Origin of the sequence: Acinetobacter rudis, assembly GCF_000829675.1 — a bacterium.
In the GTDB taxonomy this organism is placed as follows: Bacteria; Pseudomonadota; Gammaproteobacteria; order Pseudomonadales; family Moraxellaceae; genus Acinetobacter; species Acinetobacter rudis.
This window is the reverse complement of record NZ_BBRX01000066.1, coordinates 1-19,845: the sequence shown is the minus strand read 5'-3', so window position 1 is coordinate 19,845 and position 19,845 is coordinate 1. Positions and strand designations below refer to the sequence as shown.

Below are 19,845 nucleotides of genomic sequence, written 5' to 3'. Positions count from 1 at the left end.
TTCCGGTGTTAATGAAAGCTATGGTAATGAAAATGCGCTTTGGATCAATGGCGTACTCTGGCCACTCACGGATATTTTGTTTGAACAAATTGATGAACACACATGGAGTATTAGCTCTATGGATCAAACTTTACAGCTCAAGGTGGAAACGGGCTGGCGTAGATTTGAAAGTTTGAACTTGCGTTTAGTTGGAAGTCAGTTCAGTCAGTGGCAAGCACGAATTAGTGGAACGATTCGCCCAATGGATTGTGAGCAATCCATTGAGCTAAATGCGGAATATGGTGTTTTAGAACAGCATTATGCGAAGTGGTAAGTGCTACTAAAGCCTTTTTAATTTAGCATTTCTCGATGCATCTTTGTCGCAGTTGGTTGTGCTGCTTGCCAAAATGCTTCACCCGCAGCAATGGGGTCTTCGGTATCTGCAAGGGTATCGACCCAAACTTGATACTGTGCAATAACGGGATGCTGGCTTGGATGAAAGTCCGATTTAAACCAATCCAGATAGGGGCCTCGCATTGCTGACAAAATGCCATGTTTACCCAAAAACCAAGGTAAGCCTTGATAGGTCATTTTGAGACGTTGCCATTTACTAAAACCATCGTAGCGTAGCATGACGAGGGCACGATATAAGGTAAAGTGGAACATCATTACAGTGGTAAAGACTAAGGCAAATTTACGTAAATACTCAGGAACCTGAGCGATATCTTTCATGACATCGAAGGCCACATCACGATGTTCCATTTCTTCAATCGCATGCCAAGCCAACAGCGCTCTTACGAAGGGGTGAGCTTCTTGCATCGTACTTTGCTGGTTATAAAATGTATGTGCCATGAGCGCCGTGAGATGTTCGGCTGCTGCGGTCATGGCGATATTGTACTGTGCTGAACGATTCTCAAGCTCGTATTTGAAAATATTACGTAAAATACCGATGAAACGATCAATAGGCATGCCTTGTTGTCGCATGAGATCATTCATTTGATCATGTGCTAAGCCATGTTGTGCTTCTTGACGAATAAAGTCTGCAACTCGTTGCTGCAAGTCTGGATCCGTAATCTGGTCGCGAAATTGCCGTACAGATTGAATGAAATAACGCTCACCATCTGGAAAGGTGAGGCTGAGTGCATCAAAGACACGTGTACGAAAAGGGTTGTTGGCAAACCAAAAACGTGGGACTTGCTCAAGTTTAAAATCTAAATTGCTGCGCACGACTGGCCGCGGCGAAGTGATCATGGTATTCATTTTATTTTTGACACCTAACTTAGACAGAACTGAAGTATGCCAAGTTAAGTATATTTTGTTTTTGGCTAGATCGGCCATTTTATGTGCATTTTATGACAATTTATATTTTCAACTTGGATTTTATTCGCTGAGGGCATTGCACTAATGAGTGAAAAAAGGTGGAAAGCTGACCTTCCACCTCAGTGTGTTGCTGCCCTTAAGATGTTATTAAGCTGTTGCTTTGAGGCGTGGATAGCGAAAGATAATCGCTAAAATGGCAAAGATCGCGATGATCCAGCAGTAGTAAACATTGCCCATGAGTTCGATCGGTGAAATCTTAGCAATAGAACAGGCAAGTAGTAGCTGTGCACCATAAGGAATCAGACCTTGAACCACACATGAAAAAATGTCCATCAATGCTGCTGCACGCTTAGGATTGACCCCATATTCTTGTGCTACACCACGTGCCATGTCACCAGATAAAATAATTGCAACAGTGTTATTGGCGACAAAAAGATTAGAGACAACCACTAAGATACTAATACCAATTTCACCAGCACGTTCACGACCGACTTTAAATAACGCGGTGAGTCGATAAATACGTTGAATTAACCACTCTAAGCCACCTTCCTTTTGTAACATGGCAGATAAGCCACCGAGGAACATGGAAAGTAAAGCCACTTCGAACATGCCGACAAAGCCTGAGTAAATCGATTCATTAATTTGGTGTAAGCCAAAATCAGGTTGAATCCATACCCCCATGACCACAGAGAGTATGATGCCGATACACAGAACAGCAAGTACGTGGAGGCGGGAAAAAGCCAGTAGAAATACAGCCAAGTACGGTAAAACCAGCCATAAGTTATATTGACTATGGCTAATATGCTGTGCGTTATGGCTGTTAAAGATATAAAACAATAAAGTTGAAATAGAAGCAGGAACGGCAATCCAGATATTCACTCTAAATTTATCGCGTAGTTCTACGTTTAAACTACGCGTCGCTGCGATAGTAGTATCTGAGATCATGGATAAGTTGTCACCGAACATCGCACCGCCAACAACTGCACCAATGGCATAAGCTGTGGCAATATCCGTGGCATTGGCAAAACCAAAAGCAATTGGTGCGCATGCTGCAATCGTCCCCATAGAGGTGCCCATGGCCGTTGCAATAAAAGCCGAGATCACAAAGAGCATGGGGAGGACGAACTCAGCTGGAATAATGGATAATCCAAACTGTACGGTGGCATCTACACTGCCGATTGCACTGGTTACACTGGCAAAGGCACCTGCAAGCATAAATACCATAAACATTAAGATCAGGTTGGCATGTCGAGCGCCTGACAAAAATGTTTCTACGGCTGTATTCAGTTGCCCTCGATACATCAAAATGGCCAACATAATGGCTGGTAATGCAGCCACTGGCGCTTTCATTTGATAAAAAGCAAATTCAGTACCGATGATGGAGTGATAGATACCACTTCCTAAAAATATGGCTAAAAAAACAATAAGCGGTAATAGCGCAATCCCACGGGCTTGCACTTTATCCGTTGTGTGTGAGGTCATAATGAAATCTAAGGGCATGAAAACAACAAGCCGCATAGTATAAAGCAGCTTTAGATATTTCGATAAAAATAAATAAGTTCTGATGGCTTATTTTGGTTTTTTGTCGCTACGGATTATTCGTGAGTTGATGAGTTATTTTAAAGTTTTAGTATGTTTTTCACATGCTTGCTGTAGTAGTTTGGGCTATTCGGATACAAAATGGTCGCTAGATACAGACTTGAAAATAGCACAAAATTAGGAAGCTTTGATCATTGTACAGCGCTTGAAAATATAGATAAATGTAGCGTCTGGGGAGTAAGCATATCGTGCATATGTTTTGCGCAACGGATTGACCTGTTCAATTTTGAAGAAATAGCGTTACAATGCAAGCTGTTGTATGTTTACCAAGAAACTCCTCAAGCATTAACACTCTAAGGAAAGTACATCCCTATGTCTCGTTTAGCCAATCGATTTGAACAGCTTAAATCTCAACAGCGTAAAGCTTTGGTGTCTTATGTCATGGCTGGCGACCCGCATCCGCATGTCACCGTCCCATTGTTACATCAAATGGTTACGGCAGGTGTCGATGTGATTGAGCTAGGTCTACCTTTTTCAGACCCTATGGCGGATGGTCCAGTAATTGCTTTAGCTGCAGAGCGAGCAATTGCAGGCGGTACCAGTACCTTAGATGTGTTAGATATGGTCAAAACTTTTCGTCAGCAAGACCAAGAAACACCTGTGGTGTTAATGGGCTATCTCAACCCTTTAGAAGTGATTGGTTATGCGCAGTTTGTTGAAACTGCACATCAATCAGGTGTAGATGGTTTGATTATCGTGGATTTACCTCCCGAAGAATCACAAGATCTTGCACCTATCTTAAAACAATATGAGATGGACCAGATTTTCTTGCTTGCACCGACATCAACCGATGAACGAATTGAAAAGGTAACACAGCAAGCCAGTGGTTTTATTTATTACGTTTCGCTCAAAGGAGTCACGGGTTCTGCTCGTTTAGACACTCAAGAAGCAGCGGCACGTATTGAAAAAATTAAAAGCTTAACCACACTTCCTGTAGGTGTAGGCTTTGGTATCCGTGATGCAGTATCAGCAAAGGCCATGGGGCAAGTTGCAGATGCGGTTATTGTGGGTACTGCACTTGTGAAACCTTTTGAAGATTTGGCACCAGAACAAGCCGTGGAGCAAACGGTAAACAAAGTCAAGGAGCTTCGAGCTGCGCTCGATGAGTTAGTATGAATCAAGAAGTGAAAGCCGGAAAAATTCTCAGTGCAACGACACCGTGGACTGAACGCGGTGTGCCAGGTATTCAGCAACCTGATGAACAACAAGTATTAAAAGCGACGTTTACTGAACCTACCTATGAATGCCCTGAGTGTCATGCGTTGGTTACACGTACGGCAATGTCTTTTAACGTATATGTTTGCCCACAGTGTGATGAGCATTTACGTATGAAAGCACGTGATCGACTGAACTGGTTCTTTGACCAAGTGAAAGTTGAGTTAGGGAGTGAATTTGTTGCTAAAGATCCACTTAAATTTGTCGACAGCCGACCTTATCCTGAGCGTTTAAAAGAAGCGCAAAAGAAAACAGGTGAAACTGAAGCATTAGTGGTCATGCAAGGATCACTCAAAAACTTGCCAATGGTGGCCTGTGCTTTTGAGTTTGACTTCATGGCTGGTTCAATGAGTACTGTAGTTGGTGACCGTTTTGTGCAAGCAGCAGAGCGTGCGATCGCTGACAAGCAGCCTTTGATCTGTTTTGCTGCCTCAGGTGGCGCGCGTATGCAAGAAGGCATGTTGTCTTTAATGCAGATGGCTCGTACTTCAGCTGCGATTCAAAAGTTAAAAGCTGCGGGTCTACCCTACATCGTGGTGATGACACACCCAGTGTATGGTGGTGTGACAGCATCATTGGCAATGTTAGGCGATGTACATATCGCTGAACCTAAGGCTATGATTGGCTTTGCTGGAAAACGTGTGATTGAGCAAACAGTACGTGAAACATTACAAGAACCGTTCCAACGTGCTGAATTTTTGCTTGATCATGGGGTAATCGATCAAATTGTTCATCGTCACGCATTACGTGATACTGTATACCGTATCGTGTCGAAATTGATGAATTTACCTTGAACTCAAATGCACCACTCATCACTGATTGTTTAAACACATGGCTCGATTATTGGGGCCATGTTCATGTCACAGGAATCGACTTGGGCCTAGAACGTGTTATTCCTGTTGCTGAAAAACTCGGGGTAACACGTCCTGAGGCAAAAGTGCTTACCGTTGCTGGTACCAATGGTAAGGGCTCTACCACGACCACGCTTGCAGCAATTTTAGCTGCGCAAGGTTATCAAGTTGGACTATATCAGTCCCCACATATCTATCGCTTTAATGAGCGTGTCAAAATTAACGGTATTGAAGTCGATGACCAAGTGTTGGTTGAGGCATTTGTCCGTGTAGATCAAGCTCGCCGTGACTGTCAATTGAGTCTATCGTTTTTCGAAGCGACGTCTTTGGCAGCATTTCTAATCTTTCAACAGCAACAGTGCGATGTTTGGGTGCTTGAAGTCGGCCTTGGTGGTCGTCTCGATGTGGTCAATGTGATCGATCCAGATGTCGCTGTGATTACCAATATTGGTATAGACCATGTTGAGTGGATTGGCGATACAATTGAAAAAATTGCGTTTGAAAAAGCAGGAATTATACGTCCAAATATTCCAGTAATTTTTGCTGGTCAACAGGCATTGCCTAAGGCAATTCAAGACAAAGCTCAAGCCTGCCAGGCGACACTTTACGCAGTGAATCGTGATTATTTTTATCAAGATGCAGATGATGGGCAACATTGGAATTTTGCTTCATCAGGAAGTACCTTGCGTTTGCCGTTGGGACATTTGGCTTTAGACAATATCGCAGCAGCAATAGCCGCTATCCAAGTCAGTGGTCTAGATGTGTCCGAGCAAGCTCTGGTTACAGGCATACGCAATGCACGTCTCGCTGGTCGCTTTGATGTTAGACAAATTGCAGGTAAGACGGTCATCTTTGATGCTGGGCATAATCCTCATGGCGTTGAGTTTTTACTTAAGAACCTGCAAAAGTTCATGAAAAACCACGACCAGTACACAGAAATATTGTCTATTTTCTCAATGTTAGGTGATAAAGACATCAACTCTGTGGTCAAATTGTTGAAAGGCTGTATATTAAAGTGGAAAATAGCGGAGTTAAACGTGCCACGTGCGGCAAGTTTAGCTGAGCTCAATTCTGCGCTACACACTGAAAATAATGTTGAGCAATTTGAAAATATAAAAGCCGCATTCGAGTCAGCTCTCGCAGAAGTAAAAGATAATCAAATAATATTGGTCTGTGGTTCGTTTCATACCTTAGAGGCGATCTGGGAGTGTCTAGAAGAATGGCAATGAATAACAAACAGCGCTGGCTAGGTGGTGTCGTGTTGTTGGGTGGTGGGGTGCTCTTGGCAGCACTCTTACTCAAAGGTAACGATGAAATTCAACAACAATCAGGCTTAGAAACGGCTGCTTCAGGCGTTCGTCCTGTGGAGCAGATTCGTCTTGCCCATGAGCAAGGTGCAAGCTCTGCTGCAGTACCATTGCAACCCCTCACTGTTGATGTGGAAACTGAAAAACGTTTGCTTGAAGAACAGCGCCGTGCTCGTGAGAGTGCAGTTGCTGAGCAAGAGGCGAAGACTGCAGAATTTTTAAAAATGCAACAGCAAGCTGAAGCTGCTGCTGCACGTAAGGCAGCAGAAGAGTTCGCAGCAATGAATGCGCGTCGTAAAGCTGCACAACAGAGTTCGGACAATATACCGCCTGAAGTAAATACTACTGCGGGTAGTGCAGCAAAAACAGCTGAACAAAAAGTTGCTGAGCAAAAGGCCGCAGAGAAAAAAGCTGCCGAACGTAAAGCTGCTGATCAACAAAAGAAACAAAATGAGGATGCTGCAAAAAAGCAGGCTGAGCAGCGTTTAGCTGAAGAGAAAAGGCAAAAGGCTGCTGAAGAACGTAAACAAGAGTTAGCAAAGCAAAAAGCTGCTGAAGACAAAAAAGCAGAAGATCGTAAAGCTGAAGAAAAAAAGCGTAAAGCTCAAGAGGAAGCCAAGAAAAAGGCTGAAGCTGAGAAAGCACGTGAAATAATGGAACATGGTGATAAACAGTGGATGGTACAAGTCAGTTTGGCAGCCAATCAGGCCAATGCTGATGCTGTCGCTGCAAAGTTGCGTGCAAAAGGTTATAAAGTGACACAGAGTCCGACTTCTAAAGGGATTCGTATCATGGTTGGGCCCTCTAAAGATCGTGGCACAGCAGATAGCACACGTAAAAAGATCACCAGTGATCCAAGTTTGAATATGAAGTCAGCGTGGGTGATTGATTGGGTACCTCTCGATCAGCGTTAGGCATGAACATGAGGGGCTGCAAATGACGAGACTGATTAGATTGGCACGGCTTGAAGATATCGCCAGTCTGATCAAGTTGGATACCGTTGCAGCCCATGATGTTGAACGGATTGAGCAAATTCAGTATTGGGTTCAATCGCAGAGTTGTTATGTACTTATTGAGCAAAATGTCATAATGGCATACGCAGTGCTGCACCATCATTTTTTTGCTCAGGCTTTTATAGAAATGTTGATGGTTGATCAGAGCTATCGGCAGCAAGGTTTAGGTCTAGCGCTCATTCAACATCTACAAGCGATATCTTCTACAAAGCTTTTTAGCTCAACCAATGCGTCCAATACCAAGATGCAGCGTTTATTTGAAAAGGCGGGATTTAAGCGCAGTGGTTATATTGATCATCTCGATCACGACGACCCTGAGCTGATTTATGTCTATTTAGGCTCAGTGAGCTAATCGTGCTTGAAGATTAACTTTTACTGAGCTGTGTGCGAATCCATGCGATATTTTCATCGCTAAATAACGTTTCAATATTTCGCCAAATGGGATGAAACCCATAGCCACCATATTTCATTTCATTAATAGCATCTTCTTTTGACCAATTTTGAAAAATAATTCGGTACATTGCAACACTGGCCCCTGTACGATCAGAGCCGTGATAGCAGTGTACTAACACTTTTTCTTGATTGCGCTCCGCTTGTTGAATCGTACGCATGACATCAAGAAGCTGTACACGGTTAATCGACCACGTATTGATAGGGATATGAACCAAGTTAAATGGCTCTGAAGCAAATACTTTTTCGTCAGGATTACGTTGTCGAAGGTTAATGACTCGATCAATGCCGTGCTGTTTTAAAGTAGGGATAAGACTTGCATCAGGTTGTTCACTTCTATAAAGAGTGGGACTGATTTGATAAAAATTATCAGAGCGTTGTAATGCATGCCCCCAGTTGGATGGTCGACTCTCCCCGGGCCAGCTGGCCGTTGTCACACATCCAGTTGTGATGATACTGCTTAAGATTAAACTCAGAGCCACCTGTTTTTTATTCATAATTTTTTCATTCAAAATGGAGAGAGGAACATCGCATGCAAAAAAGGCTATGCAAAGTTTATGGATATTAACTGATTTTTATATAGAAAAACTGTAATGTGTTTAAAAATTATCAACCTGCATCCCTGATGATGATATTAATCCTCAGGGATTTTTTTATGCAACATTTTGTCTCCATAAATAGGCAGAGCATACTTTCCGATAAATATAACGCGGTAGGAGCGGGATGTTTCGTGTATTAGATCGTCAAATTTGTTATGTTAGTCAACATTAACTTCAAATGTGCGATTTGAATGAGCGAGATTTTTTTTAGCGGAATTGTGCAAAACCCTTGTACTTCGAAATTCTGGCTCCATAATATCGTCTGAGAAAAAACTATTTTGACAAGTAAGATTTAGAGAGTTTATTCATGTTGGCAAGTCTGATCGGAGGCATCTTCGGTACAAAAAATGAGCGCGAACTCAAACGAATGAGAAAAATCGTTGATAAAATTAATGCGCTTGAACCGACGGTATCGGCCCTTAATGATGCAGACCTGTCTGCAAAAACGCAAGAGTTTAAACAACGCCATCAACAAGGTGAAAGCCTAGATAAACTATTACCTGAAGCATTTGCTGTTTGTCGTGAGGCAGGTAAGCGTATCATGGGCATGCGTCACTATGACGTGCAGCTCATCGGCGGTATTACCTTACACGAAGGTAAAATCGCAGAGATGCGTACAGGTGAAGGTAAAACTCTAATGGGTACCTTGGCCGTTTATTTAAATGCGATTAGCGGTTCTGGTGTACATGTTATTACCGTCAACGATTACTTAGCACAACGTGATGCTGAGTTGAACCGTCCACTCTATGAATTTTTAGGTTTAAGTGTGGGTGTAATCTATTCGATGCAATCGCCTTTAGAAAAAGCAGATGCATATCGAGCAGACATTACCTACGGAACAAATAACGAATTCGGTTTTGACTATCTGCGCGATAACATGGTGTTTTCGATGGCAGAGAAAAAACAGCGTGGTTTGATTTATGCCATCATCGATGAGGTCGATTCGATCTTGATTGATGAAGCACGAACTCCACTGATTATTTCTGGTCAAAGTGAAGACTCATCGCAGCTCTACCAAGCGATCAACGCTATTCCATCTAAGTTACATCCGCAAAAAGAAGAAAAAGTAGCAGATGGAGGGCATTATTGGATCGATGAAAAACAACGCACAGTTGAAATGACTGAAGTTGGTTTTGAAATGGTTGAAGATGAGCTAATTAAGATGGGGTTATTGGCTGAGGGTGAAAGTCTTTACTCTGCTGCTAATCTGAATCTTGTTCATCATGTGACTGCGGCGATTCGTGCCCATGTACTATACCAACGCAACGTACATTATATTGTCAATGATGGTGAAGTGATCATCGTCGATGAGAATACTGGTCGTACTATGCCAGGTCGTCGTTGGTCTGAAGGTTTACACCAAGCCGTTGAAGCCAAAGAAGGTTTAGAAATTCAACCAGAAAACCAAACTTTGGCAACGACCACATTCCAAAACTATTTCCGTTTATATCGCAAATTATCAGGCATGACGGGTACTGCAGATACTGAAGCTGCGGAAATGAAAGAAATTTATGGTCTAGATGTGGTCATCATTCCAACGCATCGTCCTATGGTCCGTAAAGATCAAAATGACCTGATTTATTTGAACCGTAATGGTAAATATAACGCAATTATTCAAGAGATCGAAAAAATTCATGCTGAAGGTGCAGCTCCAATATTAATTGGTACTGCAACTATTGAAGCCAGTGAAATTTTATCTGAAAAATTGACTGCTGCGGGTATTGCGCATGAAGTGTTGAATGCTAAACAGCATGAACGCGAAGCTGATATTATCGCTCAAGCTGGTTCTCCAAAAGCAGTCACGATTGCAACCAACATGGCAGGTCGTGGTACTGATATCTTGCTTGGTGGTAACTGGAAAGCACTTCTTGCCAAAATTGAAAATCCAACTGCAGAGGATGAAGCTCGTCTGAAGGCAGAATGGGAACAAAATAACGCAATGGTATTAAGTTCTGGTGGTTTGCATATCATTGGTTCTGAGCGTCATGAATCTCGTCGAATCGATAATCAGTTGCGTGGTCGTTCAGGTCGTCAAGGTGACCCTGGTGTATCACGCTTCTTCTTGTCTCTTGAAGATGATTTGATGCGTATTTTCGCAGGTGATCGTGTGGTTGGTATGATGCGCGCGATGGGTCTGCAAGAAAATGAAGCGATTGAACACAAGATGGTGTCACGTTCCATTGAAAATGCGCAGCGTAAAGTAGAAGCACGTAACTTTGACATACGTAAAAACCTGTTGAAGTATGATGACGTGAACAACGAACAGCGTAAGATTATTTACTCACAACGTGATGAAATCTTAGAAGAAGCAAGCTTACAGGCTTATATCGAAGAGATGCACCGTGAAGTGGTTAAAGGTTTGATTGAAAACTTTATTCCACCAGAGTCAATTCATGATCAATGGGATATTCCAGGACTTGAGCAAGCACTACAGTCAGAGCTTGGGGTTGAATTACCTGTAGCACTTTGGTTGGAGCAAGATCGTCGCTTAGATGAAGAAGCATTGATCGAACGGATCGCTGATGAACTTGTTGAGCGTTATCGTGAGCGTCGTGAACGTATTGGTGAAGAAAATGCACCAACGCTTGAGCGTCACTATATGCTGGGTGCGTTAGATCGTCATTGGAAAGAGCATCTTGCTGCTATGGATTATTTGCGCCAAGGGATTCATTTACGTGGCTATGCACAAAAGAACCCAGAGCAAGAATATAAGAAAGAAGCGTTTAACTTGTTTGTAAACATGTTAGGTGCAATTAAAAGTGAAGTGATTACTGATCTTTCTCAGCTACGTATCCCAACTGCTGAAGAAATGGCTGAGTTGGAAGCTCAACAACTCGCGCAGCAACAAGCTCAAGAACAGGCAATGCAATTGTCTTATGAGCACAGCGATATCGATGAGCTAAATGTAGAAACGAGTATTGATGGTGCGGTTACTGAAGCCACTTTTGTAGCACCTGAAAGTCGTAACGCACCTTGTCCGTGCGGGTCTGGTTTAAAATACAAACAGTGTCATGGTCGAATCTAAACTATTTTCTAAAAGCAGAACTTGGGTTCTGCTTTTTTGTAATGAGAGGGCTGTAGCTTAAATAGCATTGCAGCCTATCGGATTAAATGGTATTTAGTTCACAACTAATTTGGGAATTGGACAAATATGAAAAAAGTATTAAAAACTTTGATGTTTACTGCGATTGTACTACCTACAGTTGCTTTTGCTGACGTACAAAAAACAACGACCGTTGATAAAGTGATTGCAGCAACAGGTGTGACAGAAGCACAGACGGAAGTAAAACGTGAAAATACAACAGTAATTAGCCCACGTACAGGCATTCGATATACTTTGGGTGATACTGCTGGTCGCCCAGTGGTATTGAAAACAGCTGCTGTTGCAGCAGCAACTCCTGCAACAGCAAGTCGTATTGTTGCTGCGAATCCTGCATTGTCTGCAAGCAGTCAAGAAAAAGCAAAACAGGCACTGATTAGTGCTGCAGGTGGTACAGCAGCACAATAATACGCAATGTAATTTGTGTAGTTATATAGACTCAGTTACAGATTGAGTTTATGTGGCAAAACCTTGAAAAAGAATCGAGCAAGTTAAGCTCGATTTTTTTATATATATGGACTAAGCTTTCTTTTTTGTTCAATATTTGGAATTCAAAAATGACCGTCGGTGATGTGACTATGCCACATATGCATGTGGTACAAGGGGTTAAAATTGGTTGTGCAGAAGCGTATATCCGTTATCCAAACCGACGAGATATGGTCATTTTTGAGTTTACACCGGGAACAACGGTTGCAGGTGTATTTACCCAAAATGCATTTTGTGCTGCACCTGTAAGTATTTCTAAAGCTCATTTGGCTCAAGCTGATACTCGTTACCTCTTGATTAATACCGGTAACGCCAATGCAGGTACGGGGAAAATTGGTTATGCCAACGCAGAGCAAAGCTGTGCTGCACTTGCTGAACTTGCAGGTGTTGAGGCTGCACAAATTTTACCATTTTCAACTGGGGTGATTGGTGAGCAGTTGCCAATGCCACGTTTACTGGCAGGCCTTCCTAATGCTTTAGGTGACTTACAAGCTGATGCGTGGGATGCTGCTGCTGTAGGTATCATGACTACAGATACCACCCCTAAAGGTGCATCTGAACAGTTTGAGATTGATGGTATAGTGTATCATATGACGGGTATCTCAAAGGGTGCAGGGATGATCCGCCCGAATATGGCAACAATGCTGGGCTTCGTAGCAACAGATATGCCGATCGCACAAGAATTACTACAACAGATGTTGCGTGAAAGTGCTAATGTTTCATTTAACCGTATTACTATTGATGGTGATACCTCAACCAATGACTCTTGTATATTGGCTGCAACAGGACAGGCTGGTGGTGAGTTATTAGCGACTCAAGATGATCCTCGTTATGTCCAAGTGATGCAAGTTTTAACTCGTGTTATGCAGCGTCTCTCACAGTTAATTGTACGTGATGGCGAGGGTGCAACTAAATTCATTACAGTTGCAGTTGAAGGCGGTGGCAATACTCAAGAGTGTTGTGATGTGGCTTATAGTATTGCGCATTCACCTTTAGTGAAAACTGCAATATTTGCATCTGATCCAAACTGGGGCCGTATTTTATGTGCAATAGGCTATGCAGGTGTACCTGAACTAGATGTTGAGAAAGTACAAGTTTGGTTGGATCAGGTACAGATCTGTAAAGATGGTGGTGCAGCAGAAGATTATACCGAAGCTGCTGGTTCTAGTGTGATGTCACAAGCAGAAATGACGATTCGTGTTGATCTAGGTCGCGGTCAAGCAAAAGATACGGTGTATACCTGTGATCTATCATATGATTATGTCAAGATTAATGCCGACTATCGTTCATAGTCGTAACGCTTAATATAAGACCTCATTCGTGAGGTTTTTTATCATGGTGGCATTAAAATTCGAAGATAACAATCTTCATGTTTAATCCAGAGGATAAAGAAGGCCTTTTATGGAAGATGCAAGTCAGCTAATCGCCAACGATGCTAAATCAATTGTTCAAACGCATTTAGATCGTTTAGGAGAGATCAAAGATAAAACTTTAGATCCTCAGGTGAAGCAGGAGAAATTCGAGCAAATTCGTCAAGCGCTACAACAGCGTGATGCAGTCTTGGTTGCACATTATTATTGTGATCCAGAGGTGCAGGAATTGGCTGAAGCAACAGGTGGATGTGTCTCTGATTCATTGGAAATGGCACGTTTTGGGCGTGACCATCCAGCGAAGACTTTAGTGGTCGCAGGTGTGAAATTTATGGGGGAAACCGCAAAAATTTTATCACCAGAAAAAACAATCTTAATGCCTACGCTAGAAGCAACTTGTTCGCTAGATTTAGGCTGTCCTGTAGATGAATTCACTCAATTTTGTGATGCCCATCCTGATCACACAGTTGTTGTCTATGCAAATACATCGGCAGCAGTGAAAGCTCGCGCTGACTGGGTGGTGACATCAAGTTGTGCTGTTGAAATTGTTGAGCATTTAGATAGTCTGGGTGAGAAAATCATTTGGGCACCAGATCAACATTTAGGTCGTTATATTCAAAAGAAAACCGGCGCGAATATGTTGATTTGGGATGGTGCTTGTATCGTGCATGAGGAGTTTCGAGCACGTGGCATTACCAACATGAAGTCAGTCTATCCCAATGCGGCTGTATTGGTCCATCCCGAGTCACCAGAGTCTGTCATTGCAGTTGCTGATGCAGTCGGGAGCACATCACAATTGATCAAAGCAGCTCAGACTTTAGAGCAAGATACGCTGATCGTGGCAACTGATCGTGGTATCTTCTACAAGATGCAGCAAGCAGTACCCAATAAGACGCTCATTGAAGCACCAACGGCAGGTGAGGGGGCGACTTGTCGTTCTTGTGCACATTGTCCTTGGATGGCGATGAACGAGCTTGATGGTATTTTGGATGTATTGCAAAAAAGTGATCAAGAAATATTCGTTGATGCGCAGTTAGCACTTAGAGCAAAACAGCCTTTAGACCGAATGTTGGCGTTTAGTGCAGCATTAAAGGGTTAAAAATACGTCAATGTGTCTGATAAATATACATTCGTTATATTTTTTGACTTTTTTTTAATGATAGGTGTTGACGTTATGAAGCGTCACGCCTAGAATGCACACCGTACCGCACGATGTGTGATACAACAAAGCTGAGATGAATCGGAGTATGGCGCAGCCTGGTAGCGCATCTGGTTTGGGACCAGAGGGTCGTAGGTTCGAATCCTACTGCTCCGACCAATTCTTCAAGGCAACGGTATCGCATGATATTGAGTATCATCGTTACGCGCCTGTAGCTCAGTTGGATAGAGCATCCGCCTTCTAAGCGGATGGTCACAGGTTCGAATCCTGTCAGGCGCGCCACTCGTGAGCTTGATATTATAGAACCAAATTTATGACGGTGGATGTAGCTCAGTTGGTAGAGCCCCGGATTGTGATTCCGGTTGTCGTGGGTTCGAGCCCCATCATTCACCCCAATTCCTTTATAAGGAATGACATCGGAGTATGGCGCAGCCTGGTAGCGCATCTGGTTTGGGACCAGAGGGTCGTAGGTTCGAATCCTACTGCTCCGACCATCTTTTCAAAAGACTATTCTTGTCTCGCTTTATTTCTAAATTTTAAATTCTCTTTCTCTTTATATCCATCATTAATCTATTGTTTTGCCTTACAATTCGCTTAATTTGAATTTATGGTAAGCACAGATGGCTAAGAAGAATTTTCTTAAGATTATTTCAGTCATATTTTTCCTTTGTATACTTTCGGCATGTACTTTAAAACAAGCCATGCAGGGTTATGAAAAAGGCGATTATGTTGCCAGCATTCAGGTTATCACCAATAAATTAAATCAAAAACAAGGCTATCCAAGAGATTCGCTTAAAAAGAGTTGGTTGAATGTCATTGATCTGTCTCTAAATAAACTAGAAAGTTTACCTGCAAATACTCTTGATCAAAAAATTCAGCGTTTAGAAAAAATATATCAAGCACGTCAGTTGGTCGGCTCTGGTTTTTATGCAAATGAATTTTCTGGTTTTAATCAACGTTATCCGCTACAACAAATAAATCTTGATCTTGCCAAACTTTTTTATGAAAAAGGTAACTCGATCCAACTGCTCACAACAGAGAGTTATCGAGTAAAAGCTGAGACCTATGAAACAGGATTGCAACATGCAAATTATTTGGATATGGCAAGTTTGGCTGCTAAATACAGAAAAGAATATTCAACACGCTTAGCTGCTGATTACTACCAGCTTGCAAATCAATCTGCAAAACTAAAAAATTATAAAACGGCAAGTGAATATTTTTCTAAGGCTTTGACAGCTTACAAAAGCTACGGTGAATACAAGGATGCACGCTCCCAGTTTGATAAATACAATAAATTATGGCGAACTGAAGAAGCTGCGAGTTTATTTGAAAAAGCTGCTTTAAAGGAGCGTGTTGCTACACGTAAGGTTGATTATCGTGAAGTAGCACGTTTATATAGTGAAGCTGCTGATGTGTATATTCCGTTTGGGGATTATAAAAATGCAGCGGGTCTGGCAAAAGTAGCGCGGAATAAAAGCATAATAACTGTAGCTTATTCAATTCATCAGGATCGTGGTGATGATTACTGTGGCTCAGCATATAGCCAACGTCTCTCTGAGCGTTTTAAAGCTAAGCTAGAGGCTAAATTTAAGGGCTATCCATATCAGCTCACAAATTCAATGAATTCAGATATTAAAATTAATATTGATTATGCGAGCTATTTTAAAGAAGGCCGCTTGGAAGAACGTAATCAAGTGCAAAGTATAGTGGATGCACAAGGTTCGGTATGGAAATTTAATCAAAAGAATGAATCTAGAAAAAATGAATATGAGTTGAAAGCTGATATTTATACTCGTGGAGATCTAAGAATAAATAAGAGTGTGAGTAAGCAAAAAGACTCAGAGCAAATCAATGTGATTTATAGTGGCAATGTTCCAGCGGGTTATAAAAATAAAACAGAAGGGTCGCTTAAAGATCGTAATGGGCTCTGTTTGGATATTATTGGTGATGTAGAGCGTGAACTTGATTATGCACTTGATGATATTGCTCGGCAGGCTTTACGCCTTTAACTATAAATCGAGTCATTGCTTGGTTTAAAGCAATGAGTGATGTTAGCTCAGTGAATTGTTTGTTTGAAAAATAGCACGATACTTGAAGTTTGATTATTGGCTATCGTGCTTTACACACCATGATCATGTGGCTTGGCCAAATATCACTATTTTTCTAAACATAATGATCAATACATATCGTATTTTGTGCTGGTGATTGAAATAGATTAGAAAGTTGATGAGCTTTGTACTCATCAGCTAGTTTTGTCGTGTAATGCGATTTGCCTTTTAACTTGCTATACTAAAATGAAGATGCTGTATTTGAAAAAGCATAGATTAAGATTAGACACTTTAGAAAAAGCTTGAATAGTTGAAACATTAAAAAGTTAATTAAATTTTTATTTATATAAGAGATTTAAATACATTTAGGAGCAAGATCATGTCTACACTTCCACGCCCTTTGATCGAACAGATTAAGTCAAGTCGGCCATTACTTATTACTTTTGGCATTTTATTAATTGTTAGTGGTTTGTTATTTGTTACCTTTACTGGAATTGCAACACTGACTTCGGTGTATTTATTTGGCTTACTGATGATCTTCGCTGGCGTATTGCAAGCCATCACTTCAATTAGTGCATTGAGTGGTGGACAGCGTTGGTTGTGGTTGTTATTTAGCTTGGTCTATATATTGGCTGGTTATTTTGCATTTAAATCACCTTTAGCTACTGCGTCAGCTTTAACTTGGCTGATCGCTGCGTTCATTATCGTTGGTGGGCTATTTCGTATTGTCAGTGCTTTTAAGCTTAAATCGATTAATGGATGGGGATGGGTACTGTTTTCAGGTCTGTTACTGCTCGGTACAGGACTATTGATTGCAATTAATCCCACTTCACCACTTTGGTTATTGGGGTTGATGTTGGGGCTAGATTTATTATTTCAGGGTATTAATCTATTAATACTCAGCTTTGCCATTAAGAAAATGTAGATTTAATTTAAAAAAAACCGCGCTTAGTAATATGCTTAAGCGCGGTTTTTTTATGTAATATTACTTTTAAGGGATAATAATAATATTTACACGACGATTCAGGGCTCGATTCTCTTCTGTGTCATTCGGAGCAAGTGGCTGTGCTGCGCCTCGACCGATGGCTTGAATGTTTTGTGGATTAAAACCAGAGCTAGTGAATACAGTGGCAACACTTTCAGCTCTTTTGAGTGAGAGTTTGTTGTTGTATTCAGGAGTACCTACAGCATCGGTATGCCCTACAATCTTAACTTTGTCCAAACGATACTTTTGCAGACGCTCTGATAACTGAATAATCTCAGTTTTTTTAGCATCTTGAATATCTGCTTGATCAAAATCGAAAAGTAGACGTTCAGGCAGACGTAATGTCCAGCCTTCTTCGGTTAAGGTGAAACCTTCTTTCTTGAGCATACGAGCTTGTTTGTAACTTAAATTACCCAGACTCATACAGGCGGTCAGGCCAATAATAAGTAAAGCACTGAGAGATATTTTAAGGGTTTTAATAAGAGTAGTCTTCACGAGTGACATCCTTACTAGGCGATAAATACCAATGTTGATGCATCATTTTTGCTTTATACATGGCATTATCTGCGGCTGAAATTAAGTCTTCTGGGGAGTTGGCACCACTAAACAAAGCGATCCCTATACTAAAACTAAAATATATTTCAGTTTTATCGTAATGCACTGGGTGATTGCTACAATCTAGCAAGTGCTTACTCACCTTTTCAAGATCTTTATGCTGTTTGATGTTTTTAATTAAGATGGCAAATTCATCACCACCAAGTCGAGCAATAAAATCATCAGGATTTAAATGGTCTTTAAGGCGTTGAGCCATTTCTTTTAAAACGGCATCACCAGCTTGATGGCCAAATTTATCATTAATTACCTTAAAATTATTATTATCGATAAAAAATAAAGCAGTATTGTACTCACTTTCCTGATTGAATAGTTGTAGTAGTTCTTGATAGAAATACGTTCTATTGGGAAGCTGAGTCAAAGGATCATGTTTGGCTTGGTGAGAAAGAAGATCATTTTCAATTTGTAACTGTTGATTTGAATCTTGAACTTTGTTGAGTAACTCGTTAAAAACAATATTAATCCCTTGTATTTCTTTAATAGGGGAGTTGGGTAAGCGTAATTTATAATCTTTAGTTTGATCGATTTGACGTGCTGTATCGACCATGGGTGTAATTGACGACATCAAATACTGATAAACAAAGCGTACGAATATGGAGAGTACAGTTAAAATAAGCAAAGAGGCGATAAGTAAACCGATTAAGATGTGATTAAAAAAGTTAACTAAATTTGATGAGTTGCCATATACAATTAATTTCCCATAATACTGTTCGTTATGTTGAATAGATACAATCACAGGAACATTGAAGAATAATCGATCTAATAATTTGGTTGTAGGATTAACTTGATTTTTTTGTAAAGTGATACTGGATAACTCATGACTGTCTTCATCTAATACTTGTATGTAGCGAATTGGATAATGCTTCGAGTATTCATTTAAAATTTTATTAATCGTAACTTTGTCATTGAATACAACAGCAGGTTGGATTCGTTCGCTTAAGGCATGGCTAAGTACATTAATACTCTGTTTGGCCAGGACTTCCATTGTATATGCTGAAATGACAATAAAAATTGTTGTACAGGTAAAGACAGTCAGTCCAAAAATAGCAAGCTGCGATCGCTTAAATAAAGTTTGCAGCGATGTCATTTTATTAAAAAACATAACATCATTGCTCCATTGATTTTGCGAGTAATAAAACGCGTGGATCAACATGAACCGCGGTTTCACTTAAACTGCTCATATTCACTTTAAAGGAAGTGTGTTGTTTTTTTCTATAAAGGCAGAAAGAGCTTCCTATTTCACAAGTAATATTGTTAGAACTAAAAGAAAGTGGTGGTGTGTTATAACTATTTAAAACTTTTTGCTCTGCTTTTGGTGATAGTGTAGAAAAAAATAAAATATTACACGATGATTTATCTAGTGCGTTCAGAGATGATGCAATGATATTGTATTTATGCCCATTTTGTTGTTGTACTGTTTTAAATTGGGTTGCTAGTGCAGGATTATCTACAACACAGAGTGTTGGTGTGGTAACAATTGTCTTCCAGTTGGCATAACTTAAGATAGAAAATGTGGTAACTTCAAATGACTGTGTTGATAAAGCATGCGACAGCACTGGTGTTATTGTCGCTAATAACACGCATAGAGTAACTCGACATTTATCAATTAAGTGATGCATTGCATTAAATATTAATTTTTTCAGAATAATTACATATTTTAGCGAAAAAGTAAGCAAAAAAGAATGTTTTAACCCTTATTTCACAAAAATAGATTAAAAAATAATCATGCAGAATTTTTTTTATAAAAAAGCC

Annotated in this window: 18 protein-coding genes and 4 tRNA genes; 16 read left to right on the top strand and 6 right to left on the bottom strand. The window is 40.8% G+C overall.

The genetic code is table 11. The features are described 5' to 3' along the window. Window positions 1-313, top strand: a 313-nt coding sequence (locus Aru01_RS14830; RefSeq protein WP_042111529.1) for a DUF2804 family protein, incomplete at its 5' end; no start/stop codon positions are given. Between the two features lie 17 nt (window positions 314-330). Here the strand turns inward: Aru01_RS14830 and Aru01_RS14825 are convergent. Together Aru01_RS14825 and Aru01_RS14820 are read right to left on the bottom strand one after the other, a co-directional pair. Further along, on the bottom strand, window positions 331-1,239 hold the full coding sequence (locus Aru01_RS14825; RefSeq protein ID WP_042111530.1) for a metal-dependent hydrolase: 909 nt from the start codon (window positions 1,237-1,239) through the stop codon (window positions 331-333). 207 nt (window positions 1,240-1,446) lie between these two features. After that, on the bottom strand, window positions 1,447-2,781 hold the full coding sequence (locus tag Aru01_RS14820; protein ID WP_040330979.1) for a Na+/H+ antiporter NhaC family protein: 1,335 nt from the start codon (window positions 2,779-2,781) through the stop codon (window positions 1,447-1,449). 429 nt (window positions 2,782-3,210) lie between these two features. Here Aru01_RS14820 and trpA point away from each other — a divergent pair, with 429 nt between their 5' ends. The 5 genes from trpA to Aru01_RS14795 are packed head-to-tail and all read left to right on the top strand — an operon-like array spanning window position 3,211 to window position 7,636. After that, complete coding sequence (gene trpA, locus Aru01_RS14815) at window positions 3,211-4,014, top strand: tryptophan synthase subunit alpha (RefSeq protein ID WP_016655026.1); 804 nt, start codon at window positions 3,211-3,213, stop codon at window positions 4,012-4,014. Further along, complete coding sequence (gene accD, locus Aru01_RS14810) at window positions 4,011-4,907, top strand: acetyl-CoA carboxylase, carboxyltransferase subunit beta (RefSeq protein ID WP_016655027.1); 897 nt, start codon at window positions 4,011-4,013, stop codon at window positions 4,905-4,907. The genes trpA and accD overlap by 4 nt, the downstream gene beginning before the upstream one ends. Then, window positions 4,904-6,193 (top strand): bifunctional tetrahydrofolate synthase/dihydrofolate synthase, encoded by a 1,290-nt coding sequence (folC, locus tag Aru01_RS14805; RefSeq protein ID WP_040330980.1) that lies wholly within the window; start codon window positions 4,904-4,906, stop codon window positions 6,191-6,193. Before accD ends, folC begins: the two co-directional genes overlap by 4 nt. Continuing rightward, complete coding sequence (locus Aru01_RS14800; RefSeq protein WP_016655029.1) at window positions 6,184-7,185, top strand: SPOR domain-containing protein; 1,002 nt, start codon at window positions 6,184-6,186, stop codon at window positions 7,183-7,185. The genes folC and Aru01_RS14800 overlap by 10 nt, the downstream gene beginning before the upstream one ends. A 22-nt stretch (window positions 7,186-7,207) precedes the next feature. Beyond that, the gene (locus Aru01_RS14795; RefSeq protein WP_016655030.1) at window positions 7,208-7,636 is read left to right on the top strand and encodes a GNAT family N-acetyltransferase; all 429 of its coding nucleotides are present in this window, start codon (window positions 7,208-7,210) and stop codon (window positions 7,634-7,636) included. Between the two features lie 13 nt (window positions 7,637-7,649). Here Aru01_RS14795 and Aru01_RS14790 read toward each other — a convergent pair whose 3' ends face one another. Beyond that, entirely contained in the window at window positions 7,650-8,231 is a 582-nt protein-coding gene (locus Aru01_RS14790) for a dual specificity protein phosphatase family protein (RefSeq protein ID WP_016655031.1), read from the bottom strand. Between the two features lie 409 nt (window positions 8,232-8,640). On the opposite strand from Aru01_RS14790, the gene secA reads away from it, so the two are divergent. The 10 genes from secA (at window position 8,641) to Aru01_RS14740 (ending at window position 17,421) form a co-directional block, all read left to right on the top strand. Continuing rightward, window positions 8,641-11,358, top strand: coding sequence for a preprotein translocase subunit SecA (gene secA / locus Aru01_RS14785; protein ID WP_016655032.1), 2,718 nt, complete (start codon window positions 8,641-8,643; stop codon window positions 11,356-11,358). Window positions 11,359-11,484: 126 nt separating this feature from the next. Further along, entirely contained in the window at window positions 11,485-11,841 is a 357-nt protein-coding gene (locus Aru01_RS14780) for a hypothetical protein (RefSeq protein ID WP_016655033.1), read from the top strand. Window positions 11,842-11,990: 149 nt separating this feature from the next. Continuing rightward, the gene (gene argJ / locus Aru01_RS14775; protein WP_016655034.1) at window positions 11,991-13,211 is read left to right on the top strand and encodes a bifunctional glutamate N-acetyltransferase/amino-acid acetyltransferase ArgJ; all 1,221 of its coding nucleotides are present in this window, start codon (window positions 11,991-11,993) and stop codon (window positions 13,209-13,211) included. Window positions 13,212-13,320: 109 nt separating this feature from the next. Next, on the top strand, window positions 13,321-14,388 hold the full coding sequence (gene nadA, locus Aru01_RS14770; protein ID WP_016655035.1) for a quinolinate synthase NadA: 1,068 nt from the start codon (window positions 13,321-13,323) through the stop codon (window positions 14,386-14,388). 142 nt (window positions 14,389-14,530) lie between these two features. Next, window positions 14,531-14,607 (top strand) — tRNA-Pro (locus Aru01_RS14765). 46 nt (window positions 14,608-14,653) lie between these two features. Further along, window positions 14,654-14,730 (top strand) — tRNA-Arg (locus Aru01_RS14760). A 37-nt stretch (window positions 14,731-14,767) separates the two neighbouring features. Continuing rightward, a tRNA-His gene (locus Aru01_RS14755) sits at window positions 14,768-14,843 on the top strand. A gap of 22 nt (window positions 14,844-14,865) precedes the next feature. After that, window positions 14,866-14,942 (top strand) — tRNA-Pro (locus Aru01_RS14750). A 126-nt stretch (window positions 14,943-15,068) separates the two neighbouring features. Continuing rightward, a complete protein-coding gene (locus tag Aru01_RS14745) occupies window positions 15,069-16,457 on the top strand; it encodes a hypothetical protein (RefSeq protein ID WP_016655036.1) in 1,389 nt (462 codons plus the stop codon). A 418-nt stretch (window positions 16,458-16,875) separates the two neighbouring features. Further along, window positions 16,876-17,421: an HdeD family acid-resistance protein gene (locus tag Aru01_RS14740; protein WP_016655037.1), complete on the top strand. Its 546-nt coding sequence runs from the start codon at window positions 16,876-16,878 to the stop codon at window positions 17,419-17,421. Window positions 17,422-17,487: 66 nt separating this feature from the next. Here the strand turns inward: Aru01_RS14740 and yfiB are convergent, their stop codons facing one another. From yfiB to yfiR, 3 genes are read right to left on the bottom strand one after another with little or no spacing between them, the layout of a single operon-like run. After that, the gene (gene yfiB / locus Aru01_RS14735) at window positions 17,488-17,985 is read right to left on the bottom strand and encodes an outer membrane lipoprotein YfiB (RefSeq protein ID WP_040330982.1); all 498 of its coding nucleotides are present in this window, start codon (window positions 17,983-17,985) and stop codon (window positions 17,488-17,490) included. After that, a complete protein-coding gene (dgcN, locus tag Aru01_RS14730) occupies window positions 17,957-19,195 on the bottom strand; it encodes a diguanylate cyclase DgcN/YfiN (RefSeq protein ID WP_016655039.1) in 1,239 nt (412 codons plus the stop codon). The genes yfiB and dgcN overlap by 29 nt, the downstream gene beginning before the upstream one ends. Before the next feature lie 4 nt (window positions 19,196-19,199). Further along, window positions 19,200-19,769 carry a regulatory sequestration protein YfiR gene (gene yfiR, locus Aru01_RS14725; protein ID WP_228128714.1) on the bottom strand — a complete coding sequence of 190 codons (570 nt, stop codon included), beginning with the start codon at window positions 19,767-19,769 and terminating at the stop codon, window positions 19,200-19,202. Between the last annotated feature and the right edge of the window lie 76 nt (window positions 19,770-19,845).